This window comes from Streptococcus pantholopis (assembly GCF_001642085.1).
In the GTDB taxonomy this organism is placed as follows: Bacteria; Bacillota; Bacilli; order Lactobacillales; family Streptococcaceae; genus Streptococcus; species Streptococcus pantholopis.
Genome location: NZ_CP014699.1, coordinates 484,631 through 501,098 on the forward strand (window position 1 = coordinate 484,631; position 16,468 = coordinate 501,098).

At 44.1% G+C, this 16,468-nt stretch carries 16 protein-coding genes and 1 pseudogene; 14 read left to right on the forward strand and 3 right to left on the reverse strand.

The annotated features are described in order from the left end of the window. Nucleotides 1-18 precede the first annotated feature (18 nt). The 5 genes and pseudogenes from A0O21_RS02345 to A0O21_RS02365 all read left to right on the forward strand — a co-directional run bounded on the left by A0O21_RS02345 (nucleotide 19) and on the right by A0O21_RS02365 (nucleotide 5,725). Entirely contained in the window at nucleotides 19-486 is a 468-nt protein-coding gene (locus tag A0O21_RS02345) for a ferritin-like domain-containing protein (protein WP_227806881.1), read from the forward strand. A 781-nt stretch (nucleotides 487-1,267) separates the two neighbouring features. Beyond that, on the forward strand, nucleotides 1,268-1,702 hold the full coding sequence (gene msrB / locus A0O21_RS02350; RefSeq protein ID WP_067060651.1) for a peptide-methionine (R)-S-oxide reductase MsrB: 435 nt from the start codon (nucleotides 1,268-1,270) through the stop codon (nucleotides 1,700-1,702). Between the two features lie 133 nt (nucleotides 1,703-1,835). Further along, nucleotides 1,836-3,185: a dihydrolipoyl dehydrogenase family protein gene (locus A0O21_RS02355; protein ID WP_067060653.1), complete on the forward strand. Its 1,350-nt coding sequence runs from the start codon at nucleotides 1,836-1,838 to the stop codon at nucleotides 3,183-3,185. A 19-nt stretch (nucleotides 3,186-3,204) separates the two neighbouring features. Beyond that, nucleotides 3,205-3,696: pseudogene (gene msrA, locus A0O21_RS02360) on the forward strand (peptide-methionine (S)-S-oxide reductase MsrA); the annotation flags it as partial. 268 nt (nucleotides 3,697-3,964) lie between these two features. Continuing rightward, entirely contained in the window at nucleotides 3,965-5,725 is a 1,761-nt protein-coding gene (locus A0O21_RS02365; protein ID WP_067060657.1) for a hypothetical protein, read from the forward strand. A gap of 52 nt (nucleotides 5,726-5,777) precedes the next feature. On the opposite strand, the gene A0O21_RS02370 is transcribed toward A0O21_RS02365, so the two are convergent. Then, nucleotides 5,778-6,530, reverse strand: coding sequence for a MurR/RpiR family transcriptional regulator (locus tag A0O21_RS02370; RefSeq protein WP_067060660.1), 753 nt, complete (start codon nucleotides 6,528-6,530; stop codon nucleotides 5,778-5,780). Nucleotides 6,531-6,704: 174 nt separating this feature from the next. Between A0O21_RS02370 and A0O21_RS02375 the strand changes: the two genes are divergently transcribed. The 9 genes from A0O21_RS02375 to A0O21_RS02415 all read left to right on the forward strand — a co-directional run bounded on the left by A0O21_RS02375 (nucleotide 6,705) and on the right by A0O21_RS02415 (nucleotide 14,426). Beyond that, on the forward strand, nucleotides 6,705-7,328 hold the full coding sequence (locus tag A0O21_RS02375; RefSeq protein WP_067060663.1) for a hypothetical protein: 624 nt from the start codon (nucleotides 6,705-6,707) through the stop codon (nucleotides 7,326-7,328). Beyond that, nucleotides 7,319-7,528, forward strand: a complete 210-nt coding sequence (locus tag A0O21_RS02380) for a hypothetical protein (protein ID WP_067060666.1) — start codon at nucleotides 7,319-7,321, stop codon at nucleotides 7,526-7,528. The genes A0O21_RS02375 and A0O21_RS02380 overlap by 10 nt, the downstream gene beginning before the upstream one ends. 102 nt (nucleotides 7,529-7,630) lie before the next feature. Further along, on the forward strand, nucleotides 7,631-8,242 hold the full coding sequence (locus A0O21_RS02385) for a hypothetical protein (protein ID WP_067060669.1): 612 nt from the start codon (nucleotides 7,631-7,633) through the stop codon (nucleotides 8,240-8,242). Between the two features lie 15 nt (nucleotides 8,243-8,257). Further along, nucleotides 8,258-9,619, forward strand: a complete 1,362-nt coding sequence (locus A0O21_RS02390; protein WP_067060671.1) for a hypothetical protein — start codon at nucleotides 8,258-8,260, stop codon at nucleotides 9,617-9,619. Nucleotides 9,620-9,674: 55 nt separating this feature from the next. Next, nucleotides 9,675-9,968: a hypothetical protein gene (locus tag A0O21_RS02395; protein ID WP_067060674.1), complete on the forward strand. Its 294-nt coding sequence runs from the start codon at nucleotides 9,675-9,677 to the stop codon at nucleotides 9,966-9,968. A gap of 144 nt (nucleotides 9,969-10,112) precedes the next feature. After that, entirely contained in the window at nucleotides 10,113-10,376 is a 264-nt protein-coding gene (locus A0O21_RS02400) for a transposase (RefSeq protein ID WP_067060676.1), read from the forward strand. A 35-nt stretch (nucleotides 10,377-10,411) separates the two neighbouring features. Next, the gene (locus A0O21_RS02405) at nucleotides 10,412-10,870 is read left to right on the forward strand and encodes a transposase (protein WP_227806898.1); all 459 of its coding nucleotides are present in this window, start codon (nucleotides 10,412-10,414) and stop codon (nucleotides 10,868-10,870) included. Nucleotides 10,871-11,082: 212 nt separating this feature from the next. Beyond that, on the forward strand, nucleotides 11,083-12,960 hold the full coding sequence (locus A0O21_RS02410; protein ID WP_067060681.1) for a glucose PTS transporter subunit IIA: 1,878 nt from the start codon (nucleotides 11,083-11,085) through the stop codon (nucleotides 12,958-12,960). Further along, on the forward strand, nucleotides 12,957-14,426 hold the full coding sequence (locus A0O21_RS02415; protein WP_067060682.1) for a glycoside hydrolase family 1 protein: 1,470 nt from the start codon (nucleotides 12,957-12,959) through the stop codon (nucleotides 14,424-14,426). The genes A0O21_RS02410 and A0O21_RS02415 overlap by 4 nt, the downstream gene beginning before the upstream one ends. A 55-nt stretch (nucleotides 14,427-14,481) precedes the next feature. Here A0O21_RS02415 and gloA read toward each other — a convergent pair whose 3' ends face one another. Both gloA and A0O21_RS02425 read right to left on the reverse strand, forming a co-directional pair. Beyond that, complete coding sequence (gloA, locus tag A0O21_RS02420; RefSeq protein ID WP_067060684.1) at nucleotides 14,482-14,874, reverse strand: lactoylglutathione lyase; 393 nt, start codon at nucleotides 14,872-14,874, stop codon at nucleotides 14,482-14,484. Between the two features lie 796 nt (nucleotides 14,875-15,670). Further along, complete coding sequence (locus A0O21_RS02425) at nucleotides 15,671-16,348, reverse strand: NAD(P)H-dependent oxidoreductase (RefSeq protein WP_067060686.1); 678 nt, start codon at nucleotides 16,346-16,348, stop codon at nucleotides 15,671-15,673. Between the last annotated feature and the right edge of the window lie 120 nt (nucleotides 16,349-16,468).

The window sequence follows — 16,468 nt, forward strand, 5'->3', positions numbered from 1 at the left end:
TGCGATTAAAAGAAAGGGATGGTTACAATGCAGGAAAATCACACTATCGTTCATGTTTTACAAAATCTTGGCAATGCTATGCTGGTACAGGCTGACAGGCACCAGCTTGTCGCTTTGCAGTTTGCAGCACAGGGTTTTTCAAAACTCGGCCGGAAATATCAGGAACATGCTGAGGAAGAACGCGGCTTTGCCCAGCAAATGTTTAATCGTGTTCTGGATTTAGGCGGCCAGCTTTTTTTGACTGAGCAAGAGGCGGCAGACCTGCCGGAAACACCTTTGGAATGGCTGAAAGAAGAGCTGGAGATTTCGCGGTTGGGTCTAAAAGAAATTCTTCCGATCGTGCAGGCAGCGGCTGATGATATTACCACTTATGATATCCTTAAGGACTATTATAAGGATGAAGAAGAGGATCTGTACTGGACAGAGCAGCAGCTGGATTTGATTGAGGCTATTGGCTATCAAAATTGGCTGACTAGGCAAATTTAAGCTAAGAGAAAAGAGGCGCGTCTGCGAAATCGCAGATTTCGGACTTACCGCCAGCCGTAAACGTCTGAAGGCTTTGCCGTCCTAGCGGCCGCCCGCCCCCTTCTAGTCGTCTTGGCAGAGGTGCGCAGACGAAATCACAGATTTCTGGCTTACCGTCATTTTTGCTTTGCTCTTTTAGACGGCCTTTGTATCTTGTTGGAATTGAACACGGCCTAAAATCCTAGTGAAAAAGATGCCTGTCATCGTGATGCCGGCATCACTTGCCAGTCCCTATTTTCATACGGATTTTTAAACGGCCTTTGTATCTTGTTGGAATTGAACACGGCCTAAAATCCTAGTGAAAAAGATGCCTGTCATCGTGATGCCGGCATCACTTGCCAGTCCCTATTTTCATACGGATTTTTAAACGGCCTTTGTATCTTGTTGGAATTGAACACGGCCTAAAATCCTAGTGAAAAAGATGCCTGTCATCGTGATGCCGGCATCACTTGCCAGTCCCTATTTTCATACGGATTTTTAAACGGCCTTTGTATCTTGTTGGAATTGAACACGGCCTAAAATCCTAGTGAAAAAGATGCCTGCCATCGTGATGCCGGCATCACTTGCCAGTCCCTATTTTCATACGGATTTTTAAACGGCCTTTGTATCTTGTTAATTGAACACGGCCTAAGAGCCGTGCAAAAAAGATAAAATTTCCTAGAGTCTTAGCGACTCTTCGTCAATTTTCCTATTTTTGCTTTGCTCTTTTAACGGCCTTTGTATCTTGTTGGAGGAGAGTGTTATGGTAGAATCAAAAGAGGATTTGCGTGAGCGGATTGGTGATTTAGCCTATGAAGTGACGCAGAATGCAGCTACTGAGCGTGCTTTTACCGGAGAATATGATGATTTTTACGATAAAGGCATTTATGTTGATATTGTCAGCGGAGAACCCCTGTTTTCATCGCAGGATAAATACGATGCGGGCTGTGGCTGGCCTTCATTTACTAAACCGATTGATAAACAAAGAGTGACTAACCATCAGGATAATTCTTATGGGATGCGCCGGATTGAAGTCCGCAGTCAGGAGGCTAATTCTCATCTTGGCCATGTCTTTGCTGACGGGCCTTCGGCAGCAGGCGGACTGCGTTATTGCATCAACTCAGCTGCTTTGCGGTTTGTCCCTTATGATAAGTTAGCAGAAGAAGGCTATGCAGACTATAGCCAATTATTTGATTAACAGCAGCAGTCCTGCGTTTATGCGGCTCTTAGCTGAGCCAAAATGGCTGTTTGTGATAATGGACTGACTGATTAACTCGCTGTTAAGCGGTGTCAGTCAGCTGAAAATCAGAGTAGAAGATGGAGGGGATTTAATGTCTTACGATTATGATGTTGCTTTTATCGGGTCGGGACATGCCAACTGGCATGCTGCGGTTACCTTGGCCCAAGCCGGAAAAAAGGTTGTTATTATTGAGAAGGATATAACGGCAGGAACCTGTACAAACTATGGCTGCAATGCTAAATTTTTGCTGGACAGCCCTTTTGAATTCTTAGACGGTCTTGACCGTTATGAAAGAGCAGGAATTGGCACAAAGGGAACGATTAGATGGGAAGAACTCATGGCTTTTAAAAAGAGGGAGATTCCAACCTATGCTCCGTTTATGGAGGAGATATTTGCTCAAATGAACATTGAACTTCTCAAAGGCTATGGAAAACTGCAGGATGAACATACAGTCGCCATTGATGATAGAGCGATTACTGCAGATTATATCGTTCTGGGGACCGGCCAGCGTCCGGCCCGTCTCAATATTGAAGGCAAGGAACTGCTTCATGACAGCCGGGAATTCCTTGAACTTGACAGCCTGCCAAACCGTATCACTTTTATCGGTGCAGGAATTATTTCAATGGAATTCGCTACGATGGCCGTTAAACTGGGATCTGAAGTCCATATTGTCGAGTTTGCCGATAAAGCTCTGGCTGCTTATCCAGAAAATGATGTCAGAACTGTTGTCGATAAACTAAGAGCAGAAGGAGTTCAGTTCCACTTCGGCCAAGCTGTTGAAAAAGCTGAAGCGCTGGAATCCGGCCTTCGTCTGACTACGGCTCAGGGTCTGATTATCGAAACCGATTATGCATTAGATGCTACCGGACGGATTTCCAATGTTGAAAACCTTGGTTTGGAAGATTTAGGCATTGAATATAACCGTTCAGGCATTGTGGTTAATGATTATCTGCAGACCGCTGTGCCACACATCTTTGCCAGCGGCGATGTGATTGATAAGACAATTCCCCGCCTGACGCCGACGGCAAGCTTTGAGTCGGATTATATTGCCGACTTTATCTTGGGTATCAATGAAAAGCCTATCAGCTACCCAGTTGTGCCAAATCTGGTCTTCACTTTTCCCCGTATTGCTCAAGTCGGCGTGACAGTAGCAGAGGCCAAGGCTGATACTGATAACTACAAAATTGTTGATGTGCCTTTTGGACAGCAGGCCAAATTCCAAACCAAGCTGGAAGATGAAGCGCGTTTTACTTTAATTGTCAATAAAAATAAAGAACTGGCGGGAGCCAGCCTTCTTAGCAATGAAGCCGGTGAGATGATTAATCTCATCACCTTAATTATCAATCAAAAACTTAAGGCCGCTGACCTCAGTCAAATGATTTTTGCCTTTCCTGGGACAAGCAATGCTTTGATTAATGCGGTTAAGACAGCCTTATCGTAACTGGAAAGGACACTAAAATATGAAAGAAATTTATCTGGCAGGCGGCTGCTTCTGGGGCGTTGAAGCCTATTTTGCTCAAATCGAAGGTGTTTTACAAACACGGGTCGGTTATGCTAACGGGCAGTCAGATGTGACATCTTACGACCTTATAGCACACACTGACCATGCTGAAACCGTTTATATACAGTATAACCCTGAAATTGTTAGCCTAAGAGAAATTCTGCTCTATTACTTCCGCGTCATCGATCCCTTTGCTGTTAACCATCAGGGCAATGACTACGGTCGTCAGTACCGCACCGGTATCTATTATACCGATGGAGCTGACCGAGCTGTAGCCGATAAACTCATGCAGCAGGTCAATCAAGAAAACGGCGGGCGTGCTCTGGCCGTTGAGCTGGAGCCCTTAAAACACTTTATTGATGCTGAAGATTACCATCAGGACTATCTCAAAAAAAATCCAAACGGCTATTGCCATATCGATCAGAGTCTGGCTAAGGTTCCGGTTGTGGATCCTTATGCCAATCACTAACAGATTAGGCCGATAAAATAAGGAGTGGGAGAGAGCTTATCTGTCAGCTCGGTCAGAAAACTAGAGAGTGAGGGAAATTGATGTCTTAAAGAAATCAATTTCCCTCACTCTTTTTCATAGTATTTTCCTTTTATTTGAGTTTTTTAGAAAAAAATTATACCATAAAAAAGAGTCTCTGCCAATAACAGAATCAGAAAGACCAGCTGATTTCTTTTTTGAGAGACAATATGCAAATAAAGGAATAACATAAATGTTAAGAAAGACCTGCTCTCGGGCGCTGGCCAAGGAATACCTGCTGCCTTTTGTTCTGATACTTCTCAGTTCTTTTCTGCTGGTTTTACCGCAAATTCTGACTCGAGGCGTTATAACGGGGAGTGATTTTCTTTTTCACTATAACCGCTTCTATGAAACGGCTCAGCAAATTAAGACCGGAAACTTTAGCTATTTTATCTCTCTTTATGGTTTTCATGAGTCAGCCAGAATCATCAATGCCTTATATGGGCCCTATTTTGCTTATGTTCAGGGTTTTATTCTTTTATTGTGTAAAAATTGGTACACTTATCAGATTGTGTCACGCTTCTTGTTAAGCTCAATCGCCGGTTTATCCCTATACCGCCTGATTAGAAGGGCTGCCGTTCGTCCTTCTCTGGCTTTTTTGACGGCTCTTTTTTATATGACAACTTTTTCTGTCCAATATTGGACTTTCAGACAGGGCTTTTCCAGTTGGGGAGCCGCTTTTATGCCCTGGTGTCTGATTCCTGCTCTTGATTTCATTAAAGAGGAGAAGGTGGATATTTTTAGGTTGGCTGTATCTGTCGCTTTATTGCTGCAGGTGCATGTATTGAGTGCCTTCTTATTGGTTGTTGCCTATCTTCCGATTTACGGCTACGGTTTTATCATGTCGAAAAAGAAGTGGCCGATTTTAAAAAAAGGGCTGACTGCGACTTTGCTCGGTTTGCTTCTCTCTGCCAATATTTGGGCCGGTTTTTTAGAAGTCGGCAGTACCAACAGTCTGGTGGAGCCCTTTATTAACTCCAAACTCTATATCATGACAGTTAATCAACGCAGTCTATACTGGCTGACATCACCCCTGCCCTTATTGTTGATTTTGCTTTACCAACTTTATTTTTCCTTTAGGCACTGGCGGCATTATGACCGAGTCCTGAAATTGATTAGCTTTAGTTTTTTTGCTTTTTTTATTTTATCCAGCAGTATTTTTCCTTGGTATAAGGTGAGTAAGCTCAATCTTTCTTTGGTTAATCTCATTCAGTTTCCTTTCCGTTTTTTTGTACCGGCGACTATTTTTCTTTTGTTGGCTTTTGCCATGATGCTTGATCGCTATTTCTTTAATAAATGGCCTAAATTGGTTCTTGCTTTGCTCAGTGTCTGTCTGATTTGGGGCTTAGCGCAAAATTCAGTCAGCACGCTGAAAAAGATTGTCAACTATCACACTTCAGAAACACCAATTCTTAATCAAAAACATCAGTTTGTATACGGTAATGCTGAGGATGTGAAACGCAGCTTTTATTTGACAGATTTAAATGACTTACTGATGCGGGCAGTTAAATCGACGCCTGACTATTTACCAACAGATAAAACGAATAAGGAAAACAAATACCTGCTGTATGAGCGCTATATCTTTGAAAACAGCAGATTCTTTGCAGCCAGTCAGCATGAGAATGAATTGATACTAAAATGGACGGCTGATAACACTGATAGTATCAGTCTGCCAATTATTAAATATGGCCACACCCGTTTGGTGCTTAATGGAAAAGAACTGACCGCTGATGATTATCGTCTGACAGCTATCGGTACACCTGAAATTCGGCAGCAAAAAGGAGTTAACAGTTTGCAGATCAGCTATCAGGCGGCTTGGTGGTTTAAGTGGGTTCTTATCCTTAATCTCAGTTCCTGGCTGCTGATCAGCCTTTGGCCACTTTACTGTTTTTTAAGACAAAGATTATTAGACCGAAAACAGCCGTTAGAAAAGGCCCTAAAAACACCTCTTTAAGAGTGCGCTTCTAGGGCCTTTTTATTGTATGCTTTTCCGGAAACTCTGCTGTCTACCCCATTTCTTCGCGTATGAGGTTAAGAAGAATCTCTACAAAAATCATAGGGAGTGACTGGGTATCAACAATAGACTGCTTATTAAAAAGATTGCCGGGCAGTACAATGGTGGTTGTAAACAGTTTGGCTACGGGGGCTGTTGCGTTCAAGGTAATCAGATAGGACTGCTTAGGCATATTGTTTTGCAGAGCGGACAGAGCCTGCCTGAAATTTCCGCTGCCGCCGCTGACCGAAAAGAGAATTAAGCTGTCTTCTTCGTTGATAATATTGGTCAAGTGGGCGCCGCTGTTTAGGTCACCGGCAAAATGGCTGGTGATTCCCAAATCCTGCAGTCCCATATGCAAGTACTTAGCAGGCAGGGAGGAATAGTAGACTCCAAAAATATGCAGACGCTGCTGCTTTAAAATCGTCGCTATCAGCGCGTGAATGGTCTCCCGATTCAGATTACGGAGCTGCTTTGTCAGCTGGCTGTAGTTATCAGTCATTTGGTCCAAAATATCAACAGACGGTCTTTGATGGTGATGATGCAGGAAACGAATGGCATCATAACGGAAGTCCTTAAAACCTTTGTAACCGAGAGTCTGACAAAATCTCAAAACGGCAGCAGTAGACGTTTGAGAAAGTTCAGCAATTTTAGTGATGGTAAAAGTCTCCAAACTTTCAAGATTGGCAAGAACATAGTGGTAGACTTTCAGCTCGGACTTGGCATAATCCGCTTCATGCTGTTTGATATTTTCCAGAAAATCCATACATACCTCCTGTCAGTATTTTATAAGGAAAGGGAAAAAATGTCAAAAAAAGCGGAAAATTTTTTAAAAGATAAAAAGCAATCTTTTATCAGTTAAACTGTTTGCCTTTTATTTATTCTATGCTATACTAACAACAATTAAAACGAATTATCTACAGGGAACAAGGAGCAGGCTATGGCTAAAAGGAAAGGGTTAAGCAGACCGACAAAGATTTTCTGGGGACTGCTGGCTGTGGTTCTCATCGCTATCACAGGAATTTGGGGGTATAATCGCTATATGCAAAAGAAAAAGGTTGAACAGCTTTACCAGCACGGCTTTCGGCTGCTGGAAGAACAGATTGCCACTTATATTAAAGAGAACTATTCCGGTGTCAGTAAAATCGAGTTTTCACCGATTTTTATATCTGGTGGTGGCCAGCATTCATTTCTAAACCTAGATGTGGTGCCAGTGGTATATGATGAGTACGGGAATAAAGCATATTTAGGAAAATCTATTGAGAAACAGGGGTATGGTAGTTACGGAACAGGTGATTCGTTAAGATTAGCATTTGATAGCGCTGGAGAAGAAGTCATTGAGCTGAAAGATTTTGATGCGGATAAGGTTTATGATGTATCAGGATATAAGACACTTCCAGATTTTGCTAAATTAAAATCGAATCCTCTAATGGATAAAAATGTAGCAGCCTTAGTAGAAAATCATCAATTGGAAGCTGTTGAAAAATCATCAGAAGGTAGTCCGGGTATTGAAATCGTTTATAACTTGGAAATAAGGAAAGGAGATTACACACAATGGCCTTAACAGACCTTCAAATTCAAGATTTGCAAAAGAAGTTGGAAAAGTGGAAGCTAAAAGAAATTGGAGCACAAGACAGTGTAGGTAATCAGGAATACGAAATTGTCAATACTCAAGACGGCACGACAGAAGCCATTGCTGTAGCCCCGGTTGTTAATGGCACGACGGACTACAGCCAAACGGCTATCGTTGTGGCAGGGATATAAAAATTCTGACAAATGGCACTTGTTTTTTCGGTATCACTGTGCTATACTAACAACAATTAAAACGAATTACTGAAGTTGTCTACAGGGAACAAGGAGCAGGCTATGGCTAAAAGGAAAAAGATAAGCAGACCGGCTAAAGTGTTTTGGGGACTGCTGGCTGTGGTTCTCATCGCTATCACAGGAACTTGGGGGTATAATCGCTATATGCAAAAGAAAAAGGTTGAACAGCTTTACCAGCATGGCTTTCGATTGCTGGAGGAACAAATCGCCACTTACATCAAAGAGAACTATTCCGGTGTCCGTAAAATCGAGTTTTCACCTATTTATAGAGATGGTGACGGGCGCTTTACGATGCTAACGGCTGAAGTGGTACCAATCCTATACGATGAGTATGGAAATAAAGCACAGTTTGGCGGGAAAATAAACCATTTTGGCTATCCCAGCTATGGACTTCTCAATTATCTGCGGATAGACTGGGATGTCTCTGGCACAGAAATAATTGAACTGGCCAGCGGGAAAGATTATTATGTCGAAGTGACTTATGGAGATAGCTTGCCAGAGGATACGAAATGGACAGAAAATGAGGATATCGACATCAATATTGAAGCCCTAGTAGATATAGGAAAGCTGAAAGGAATTGAAAAGTCAGCTCAAGGCAGTCCGTCGGCTGAGGTCCACTATAATGTAACATTTAAGAAGGGGATACTCAAATAAAAAGGAGGGGTAGGTATGACGCTGACAGATAAAAAGATACAGAATTTACAGGGGGTTGTTAAAAAATATGCTTCATACAAAGAAGGAGAGATATTTAAAGTCCCTGAAACAAACGAATATTACCAAGTAGTCAACAGCATAGATGAGACGACTCAGGCTCTGGCCGTTGTTCCGGTGGATAATATCAAGGGAGATAATCCAGATTATAACCAAACCACCATTGTGGTGGCCGGCACTCAGCTGGTTGGCAAAGAAGGTTTTGGTGAGGAAGCTTGGAACTCCACTAAAAATGTGATTGAAGCTAGAAGCGGGATGACCCCACAGGTGGACGATATTTCCGATTTTTATAACAGCACAGCTGCCAAACTGGAAAAAGAGCATGGCGGCGGGACCATTTCCAACATGTCCGGCTTCAGCCAGTCGGGTCCGGCAGTTGCTAAAGTGGCCGCAGAGCATCAGGTTCCCAAGATCACCAACTTCATGGACTGGGCAGCCAGCAGCGCTCTCTATTCTAAGGCTAATCCTAAAGGCATAACCGCTGAGGAGAAGGCTTGGCTGGATCAGCACGCCACCATTTATATGGATTCGACCAGAGATGTGACCTATCTGGATGGGAAAAATCATGGGGACATTCCTTACGGCAAGAAATATATTGTTGAAGGCACAGGGGACCCCATTTCCGACCATGACACGGCTTTTCCCCGTATTAAGGGGAATGGTCTAGATATAGACTGGTATGTCAAGCACGGCCAGTTTGCTTCCGGCATGACCAAGGAGCAGGTGATTAAGGTGGCCAGAAAGAAGGCTAAAGAAGCCGCGAAAAACTGGGATATTAAAGACCCCAGCACTTGGTTTAACAGCACCGATTACCGGTTTTATCTGCTGAGATATGTTATGACCTACGGCGACTTTGCGGTTGGACCAAGCCAGACTGAGTTGCTGAGCTCTTACAAGAAGACGGTTAAGGAGCTGAGAAGTCAGCTGAAAACAGCGACAGGGTCTAAGCGAATCAGCTTGCGGGAGGAGCTGTTGCGGGCAGTTGCTGAGAAAGCTAGGCTGCAGGCCGAGCTTAAAGTTCAAGAGATTAAAGATGAGATTGCTCAGGCAAAAGAAGCTCTGCAGGCTGACATTAGGGCGACGCGTCAGGCTATGTACCAAATAGCAGAAGAACTGACGGATAGTGAAGTGGCCGAACTGCTGAGTCCTTACACTATGGAGAATTTATGGGACAGTCAGGCAGAGGCCCAAAATCTGGCAGAAGCTGATGCCTACCAGAACAGGATGATGGCTTTTGCGGATAAGCTGGATGCAGCGGCAGACAATCTAATAGCGACCGATCAGGAAGGGGCAGCTTTGTTTTCGACTAACAACAAGTAGGCAGACAGAGGTGCATAAAGGGCATTGTCACTGAAGCATAGAAGGTGGGAATCTTATGGGAGTAACGGCTGATTTAGACACGCTTGTCCAAGCGGCCAAGGAGACCAAGAAAGCGCAGGAGCGTTTGGCTATTCAGGGAGCTTTGTCGGCAAAGCAAGTCGATTGGGAGAGCCAATCGTTTGATTTACAGAGCCGTTTAGAGACGAAAGCTTCTGAACTGCAGACTTTAGCGCAGGGAACGATAGCTTCTGAGCTGGCGGATTGTTTTACGGGTCAGGCAGCCGACAGTGCAGCGGCCTATCTGGCCGAATGGCCTCAGGCAGACTTTAGCAGTTTGATACGAGCTTAGAATCGCTGGCACAGCTGTAGATACAAGAAGCCAGTCATTATCAGAATCTCTCTGATTTATTGAATCTTTTATAAAACAGTTGGTCTTTGGACCAGCTGTTTTTTCATTAGAACCTGTATTCACAAAAAATGTTAAACTAAAACTATGACACGAAAAGCATATGATACTGATTTAACTGATGAAGAATGGGCTAAGCTAGAACCCTATTTTTCTAAACATCGTACCTATAAATGGGCCAAACGAGAACTTGTTAATGCGACCTTGTACATCACCAAAACAGGCTGTCAGTGGCGCATGCTTCCCCATGACTTTCCCCCATATCCAACTGTGTGGATCTTCTTTCGTCGTGCTAAGGAAAGTGGGCTTTGGGATACCATTTTAGCAGAGCTTGTTAAAAAAAGCGACTAAAAGCGGGTAGAGCAGTCTCTCCAACCTATGCTATCATTGATTCTCAAAGCGTGAAGACAACGGATGCGGCAGAGGAACGTGGCATTGATGGCGGCAAAAAAGTCAAAGGGAGAAAGCGCCACATCGTTGTTGACACCATGGGAAATCTTCTTGATGTTGTGGTTCATGCGGCCAATCTCCATGACAGCACATCAGGGATTTTGGTCGCGCGTCAAGTGATGGCGCAAATTCCAACCATCAAGGCTTTTTCGTCAGATGCTGGCTATCGGAAAAGCTTTGAGGAGATGATGACTCAGGAGTTTCAGTGTCCAGTAGACATTTCTGAGAAAATTAAGGGAAGCTGGCAAATCATCCCTAAGCGTTGGGTCGTGGAGAGAACCTTTTCGTGGTTGAATCACTCTCGAAGGTTAGCCAAGGATGTCAAAAAATCAGTATCATCAGAAGTCGCTTTTGTAAAACTATCACAAATTAGTCGGATTTTAAGAACCTTATGATCTTGTGAATACAGGTTCTTAGACTTTATCGGCAGTGCAGACACATTAAATAGGGTTAGTAAATATGATATGGCACTGAGTAAAAATATAAAAAATGTCAAAAAAGAGGAAATTTTTTAAAAGATATTGACAGCGCTTGCATTTCGATTTATAATAATTTTGTAAAAAGTTACGGTTTTTTTTGACAAAAATTTCACAAAAAGAGGTGGACTATGGACTATAAAGAATTAGCCCAAGCTATTGTAACAAATGTCGGCGGCCCTGAAAATATTAATATTTTGTCGCATTGTATGACCCGTCTGCGGTTTAACCTGAAAGATGTTTCTAAAGCCAATAAGGAGAATTTAGAAAATCTCAACGGTGTTATCGGTGTCGTTTATGCTGGCGGCCAGTATATGGTCATTTTAGGGGAGCATTTGCTTCAGACCTATGATATTCTGATGAAAGACTATGATATTAAATCCGGCGGCGTCGTTGATGAAAATCTTGATGGGGACCTTGCTCCCAAAGAGTCTTGGACCTGGCGGAATGCAGGAAATAAAATCATCGGCTTTGTCGCAAATTCCGTGACACCGATGATTCCTGGTTTGATTGCCGGTGGTATGCTCAAAGTTGCACTTTTGCTGGTTGTCACTTTTGTCAGTTCTGATTTTGAAGCAACATCAAGCTATGCTTTGCTATCAGCAATTGCCGATGCACCGTTTTATTTTATGCCTATTTTTGTTGCTTACGGTGCAGCCACAAAGCTTGGCGGTACACCTATTTACGCTATGGCTGCTGCAGCCTCTCTGCTGCACGGCAACTTTACAGAATTAGTCACACAAGGCGATCCGATCAGCCTTTTTGGTCTGAATGTCCGCCTGCTTTCTTACGGCACATCGCTTCTTCCTGCCTTACTGATTGCTATTGTTGCTTATTATACTGAAAGATTGTTGAATAAGCTGATTCCTAATATCTTTAAGGCAATTTTTGTTGGAATGGGAACAATCTTTGTCGCCGGAAGTTTGGGCTATTTGATTTTAGGGCCGCTGGGCAATATGATCGGACAAGGCATAGCGGCTGTCTTTATGTTCTTGGACAATACAGTCGGTCCGCTGGCAGTCGGCCTATTGGCAGCTGTTCTTCCTTGGCTGGTTATGGCCGGAATGCATACAGCCCTGACCCCTTTTATGCCGCAGCTTTTGGTGAAACCAGGTTACGATGCGATGCTGCGCCCCGCATTTCTTATGCATAATATGGCTGAGGGAGGAGCAGTCATCGGCGTTATTGCCCGTACGAAAGATAAAATCAAGCGCAGTGAATATATTTCTATTGCTATCGGCTGTATTGTTGCCGGCGTAACCGAACCTGCTATTTACGGGGTCAACCTGAAATACAAAAAGCCCATGTATGCCGTCATGGCGGGCGGTTTTGCCGGCGGTGTTGTAGCTAGTTTATTAGGTGCCAGAGCCTACGAGATGGGCTATTCTAATGTCTTAGCCCTGCCAATCTTTGCTGAAACCGCTATGGCAGCTGCTGTTGGGATTGTCGTAACGATTATTGTTGCTGCAATTGTTAGTTATATTTTAGGAATTGAAAACGATACAGAAAAAGAGCAGAAGCAAGTGACAGAACCTGTCCAGCAAAAGGTTGCCGATTCAGCTGTTTTAGCTGTTGCTGATGCCGAATTGCTTCCTCTTGAAAAGGTTGATGACCCTGTATTTGCTCAAAGACTTATGGGAGACGGTGTCGCTTTTGAACTGAAAAGTGATTTTATCTCTGCTCCAGCTAACGGTGAGCTGACAACTGTTTTTCCAACCGGACATGCCTTTGGTCTGACACGCCCTGATGGTGTAGAAATGCTCGTACACATCGGCATTAATACAGTTGAATTAAATGGCAAGGGCTTCGATGTTCTGGCAAAGACCGGTGATAAAGTGCGTGCCGGTCAGCCGATTATTAAAGTTGACCGGGAAGCTATCGCTAAGCAAGACTATGATGCAACAACCATGCTGATTATTACGGATTCGAAAGATAAGACTATTAAGCTTCTGACATCCGGTAAGGTGAAACAGGGACAGATCCTGAATGAGGAGGAAAAAGAATTATGACTTATGAGTTGCCCAAAGGCTTTTTATGGGGCGGAGCTACAGCTGATTTTCAGTACGAAGGCGGTTTTTCTGAAGGCGGCCGCGGTCTGTCATCGCACGATTATGAAACGGACGGCTCCAAGGATAATCCCAGACATCATACGATGAAGATGCCGGACGGTCAGATTATTGCCCCCAGAAGTTCTTTCTTTTATGCCGACCCAGTCCCTCCGGAAGCCCAGCCTGTCTTTCTGGAAGACGCCTACTATCCCAGCCATCAGGCAGTAGATTTTTACCACCATTACAAGGAAGACATTGCCTTGATGGCCGGGATGGGCTTCAATGTTTTTCGTTTTTCAATCTGCTGGAGTCGCATTTTCCCAACAGGTGAAGAAACGGAACCAAATGAAGATGGACTTGCCTTTTATGATCAGGTTATTGACGAGATGCTCAAATATGGCATGGAACCGCTCATCACTATCTGCCACGATGAGATGCCCATGCATTTAGCTCTGAAGTATAATGGCTGGTCCTCCCGCAAGGTTATTGACTGTTACCTCAACTATTGCCGTGTGCTTTTCGAACGCTACGGCGACCGCTGCCGTTATTGGCTGACTTTTAATGAAATCAATGCTGTTCGCGGCTTCGGCCCCTGCGGAACCCGGGAATCAAGCGGACAGGCGCATTATCAGGCTGTTCATCACATGTTTGTAGCCAGCGCCAAAGCGGTAAAATTGGGACATGAGCTCATGCCTGACAGTCAGTTTGGTACCATGTACGCAATGAGTGAACTTTATCCGGCCAGCTGTAAACCTGAAGATGTCTTCCACCGTCTGCAGGAACGCCGAGAGAATTGGTATTTTATTGATACGATGGGCCGCGGCTATTACCACCCTTATGCTAAAGATATTTGGAGGCGGCGGGGGGTCAAGGAGATTGTAATGGAAGCTGGGGATACAGAGATTCTCTTAGAGGGTCAGCTGGATTTCATCTCTTTCAGCTATTACCGCTCGAATACGACCAAGGCAGGTGATGATTGGTTTACTGTCGGTGGTTCACCTAATCCGTATCTGGAGGAAACACCGTGGGGATGGCCGGTTGATCCGCTCGGTCTGCGCCATGTAATGAACGAGATCTATGACAGGATACAAAAGCCGATTTTTATTGTGGAAAATGGTATGGGGGCTGTTGATGAGCTGGATGAAAACGGCCTAGTTCAAGATGACTACCGCATTGCTTATCTGCGTGACCATCTCCAGGCAATGGCCGATGCCATTAACATTGATGGTGTTGACTGTCTGGGTTATACGATGTGGGGACCTATTGACTTGATTTCACTATCAACAGGAGAGATGAAGAAACGCTACGGCTTTATTTATGTGGATATGGATGATAAAGGCCGGGGTAGTCTTAAGCGGACCCCTAAAAAATCCTATTATTGGATAAAAGAAATCATTGCTTCAAATGGCGCTAAATTAGCAGAATAAAAAAAGAGAGCGGAACAGATCGGTCAGTATCAGAAACCGATTGTCCCACTCTCTTTTATTTTTCACTGAATTGACTGAGGCGGATAACTTCGATTTTGTACCCATCAGGATCAGTGATAAAGTAATACATGTTTGGCTTGCCAGGCAGACCTGACAGCTTTGTCACAGGATAGCCCGCTTCTTCATGAGCTGCATGGCTGGCTTCAAGGTCATCAACGCCGACAGCGATATGGCCGTAACCATCTCCTAAATCGTAGGCCCCATGACCGTAGTTGTAAGTCAGCTCCAATTCATAATCGGGGTCATCCGGCAAGGCCAGATAGACCAAAGTAAATTCAGCATCAGGGAAATCATTGCGGCGCACTTCCTTAAATCCAAGAGCTTCTTGATAAAAAGCCAATGATTTTTCCAAATCTTTAACACGGATACAGGTATGTAAAAATTTCATAAAAACCTCCATTTACACAAGATACAAAGCCCGTTAAAAAATCCGAATGAAAATAGGGGATGGCAAGTGTTGCTGGCATCACGCTGACAGCCATCTTTTTCACTAGGATTTTAGGGCGTGTTCAATTCAAACAAGATACAAAGCCCGTTAAGAACGCAACAGGAAAATAGGCGGTAAGCCAGAAATCTTCGATTTCGTAGGCGCACCCCTGCCAAGACGACTAGAAGGGTGCGGTCGGCCGCTAGGACGATAAAGCCTTCAGACGTCTACGGCTGGCGGTAAGCCAGAAATCTTCGATTTCGTAGGCGCACCCCTGCCAGAACGATTAGAAAGGTGCAGTCGACTGTTAAGGCGACAAAGCTTTCAGTCGTTTACGGCTGCCTAACTGTGAAATCAGTTCTATATTTGACAATGCTTTTTCCCGCAGCGTTTAAGGCGTGTTCAATTAATAAGATACAAAGCCCGTTAAAAAATCCGAATGAAAATAGGGGATGGCAAGTGTTGCTGGCATCACGCTGACAGCCATCTTTTTCACTAGGATTTTAGGGCGTGTTCAATTCAAACAAGATACAAAGCCCGTTAAGAACGCAATAGGAAAATAGGCGGTAAGCCAGAAATCTTCGATTTCGTTTGCGCACCCCTGCCAAGACGACTAGAAGGGTGCGGTCGGCCGCTAGGACGATAAAGCCTTCAGACGTCTACGGCTGGCGGTAAGTCCGAAATCTTTGATTTCATCTGATGTCCCTCGAAGTATTTGCTGCTGTGCGGGCAGGCCTTTTTGCTGCTTCAGTGTTTTTTAGCGAGGCTGGTCGTTAAAAATAACTTCAGCCCGCGGTTTGCGGGAGCGTGGATGCTTAGGGTCACGCAGGCGGTACCCCAGAGAAAGCATTGAGGCAATCCCTTCTTTTTCCTGATCAATCAAGCCATACTGGGCTAAGATACTATTGACTTTCTCATAGTTAAAACCTTCAATAGGACAAGAATCAATACCAATCATTGCTGCCGCTGTCATCATATTAGCTAAAGCAATATAGGTTTGTTTAGCTGTCCAGTCAAAAAGAGCCCTTGGATTATCAGCTATCTGCATATCATTTTTCTGAAAAGACTCATAAGTAACTAAGCGTTTAGACAATGCCTCACCTTCACCGACCCCTCGCCTTACTAGGCTTTCTCTGACAGAATCAGTGTCATAGCGGGCGTTTTTCTCAGCGATGAGCAAAACAAAATGACTGGCTGTTTCTAACTGGTATTCAGCTCCCCAAGAAGCATCTTTAAGCGCTTTTTTAATAGCTTCATTTTCCAGAAGAATAAAGCGCCAGGCTTCCAGACCTATTGAAGAAGGGCTGAGCCAGGCAGCATCCAAAATATAATCCAAATCTTCCTGAGGAATTTTTTGGTCATTATAAACACGGACCGCCATCCGAAAATCAAAAGCAGCACGAACCTGACGCTTGATATCCTCTTTATTACTCATAAAAAACCTCCATTCCACAAGATACAAAGCCCGTTAAAAGAGCAAAGCAAAAATGACGGAAAGCCAGAAATCTTCGATTTCGTCTGCGCCCCTCTGCCAGGACGACTAGAAGGGAGTTGA

Bases quoted from the DNA above. Each gene is read 5' to 3' on its own strand.
- A0O21_RS02345 (WP_227806881.1), top strand. From the start codon at position 19: ATGGTTACAATGCAGGAAAATCACACTATCGTTCATGTTTTACAAAAT.
- msrB (WP_067060651.1), top strand. From the start codon at position 1,268: ATGGTAGAATCAAAAGAGGATTTGCGTGAGCGGATTGGTGATTTAGCC.
- A0O21_RS02355 (WP_067060653.1), top strand. From the start codon at position 1,836: ATGTCTTACGATTATGATGTTGCTTTTATCGGGTCGGGACATGCCAAC.
- A0O21_RS02365 (WP_067060657.1), top strand. From the start codon at position 3,965: ATGTTAAGAAAGACCTGCTCTCGGGCGCTGGCCAAGGAATACCTGCTG.
- A0O21_RS02370 (WP_067060660.1), bottom strand. From the start codon at position 6,530: ATGGATTTTCTGGAAAATATCAAACAGCATGAAGCGGATTATGCCAAG.
- A0O21_RS02375 (WP_067060663.1), top strand. From the start codon at position 6,705: ATGGCTAAAAGGAAAGGGTTAAGCAGACCGACAAAGATTTTCTGGGGA.
- A0O21_RS02380 (WP_067060666.1), top strand. From the start codon at position 7,319: ATGGCCTTAACAGACCTTCAAATTCAAGATTTGCAAAAGAAGTTGGAA.
- A0O21_RS02385 (WP_067060669.1), top strand. From the start codon at position 7,631: ATGGCTAAAAGGAAAAAGATAAGCAGACCGGCTAAAGTGTTTTGGGGA.
- A0O21_RS02390 (WP_067060671.1), top strand. From the start codon at position 8,258: ATGACGCTGACAGATAAAAAGATACAGAATTTACAGGGGGTTGTTAAA.
- A0O21_RS02395 (WP_067060674.1), top strand. From the start codon at position 9,675: ATGGGAGTAACGGCTGATTTAGACACGCTTGTCCAAGCGGCCAAGGAG.
- A0O21_RS02400 (WP_067060676.1), top strand. From the start codon at position 10,113: ATGACACGAAAAGCATATGATACTGATTTAACTGATGAAGAATGGGCT.
- A0O21_RS02410 (WP_067060681.1), top strand. From the start codon at position 11,083: ATGGACTATAAAGAATTAGCCCAAGCTATTGTAACAAATGTCGGCGGC.
- A0O21_RS02415 (WP_067060682.1), top strand. From the start codon at position 12,957: ATGACTTATGAGTTGCCCAAAGGCTTTTTATGGGGCGGAGCTACAGCT.
- gloA (WP_067060684.1), bottom strand. From the start codon at position 14,874: ATGAAATTTTTACATACCTGTATCCGTGTTAAAGATTTGGAAAAATCA.
- A0O21_RS02425 (WP_067060686.1), bottom strand. From the start codon at position 16,348: ATGAGTAATAAAGAGGATATCAAGCGTCAGGTTCGTGCTGCTTTTGAT.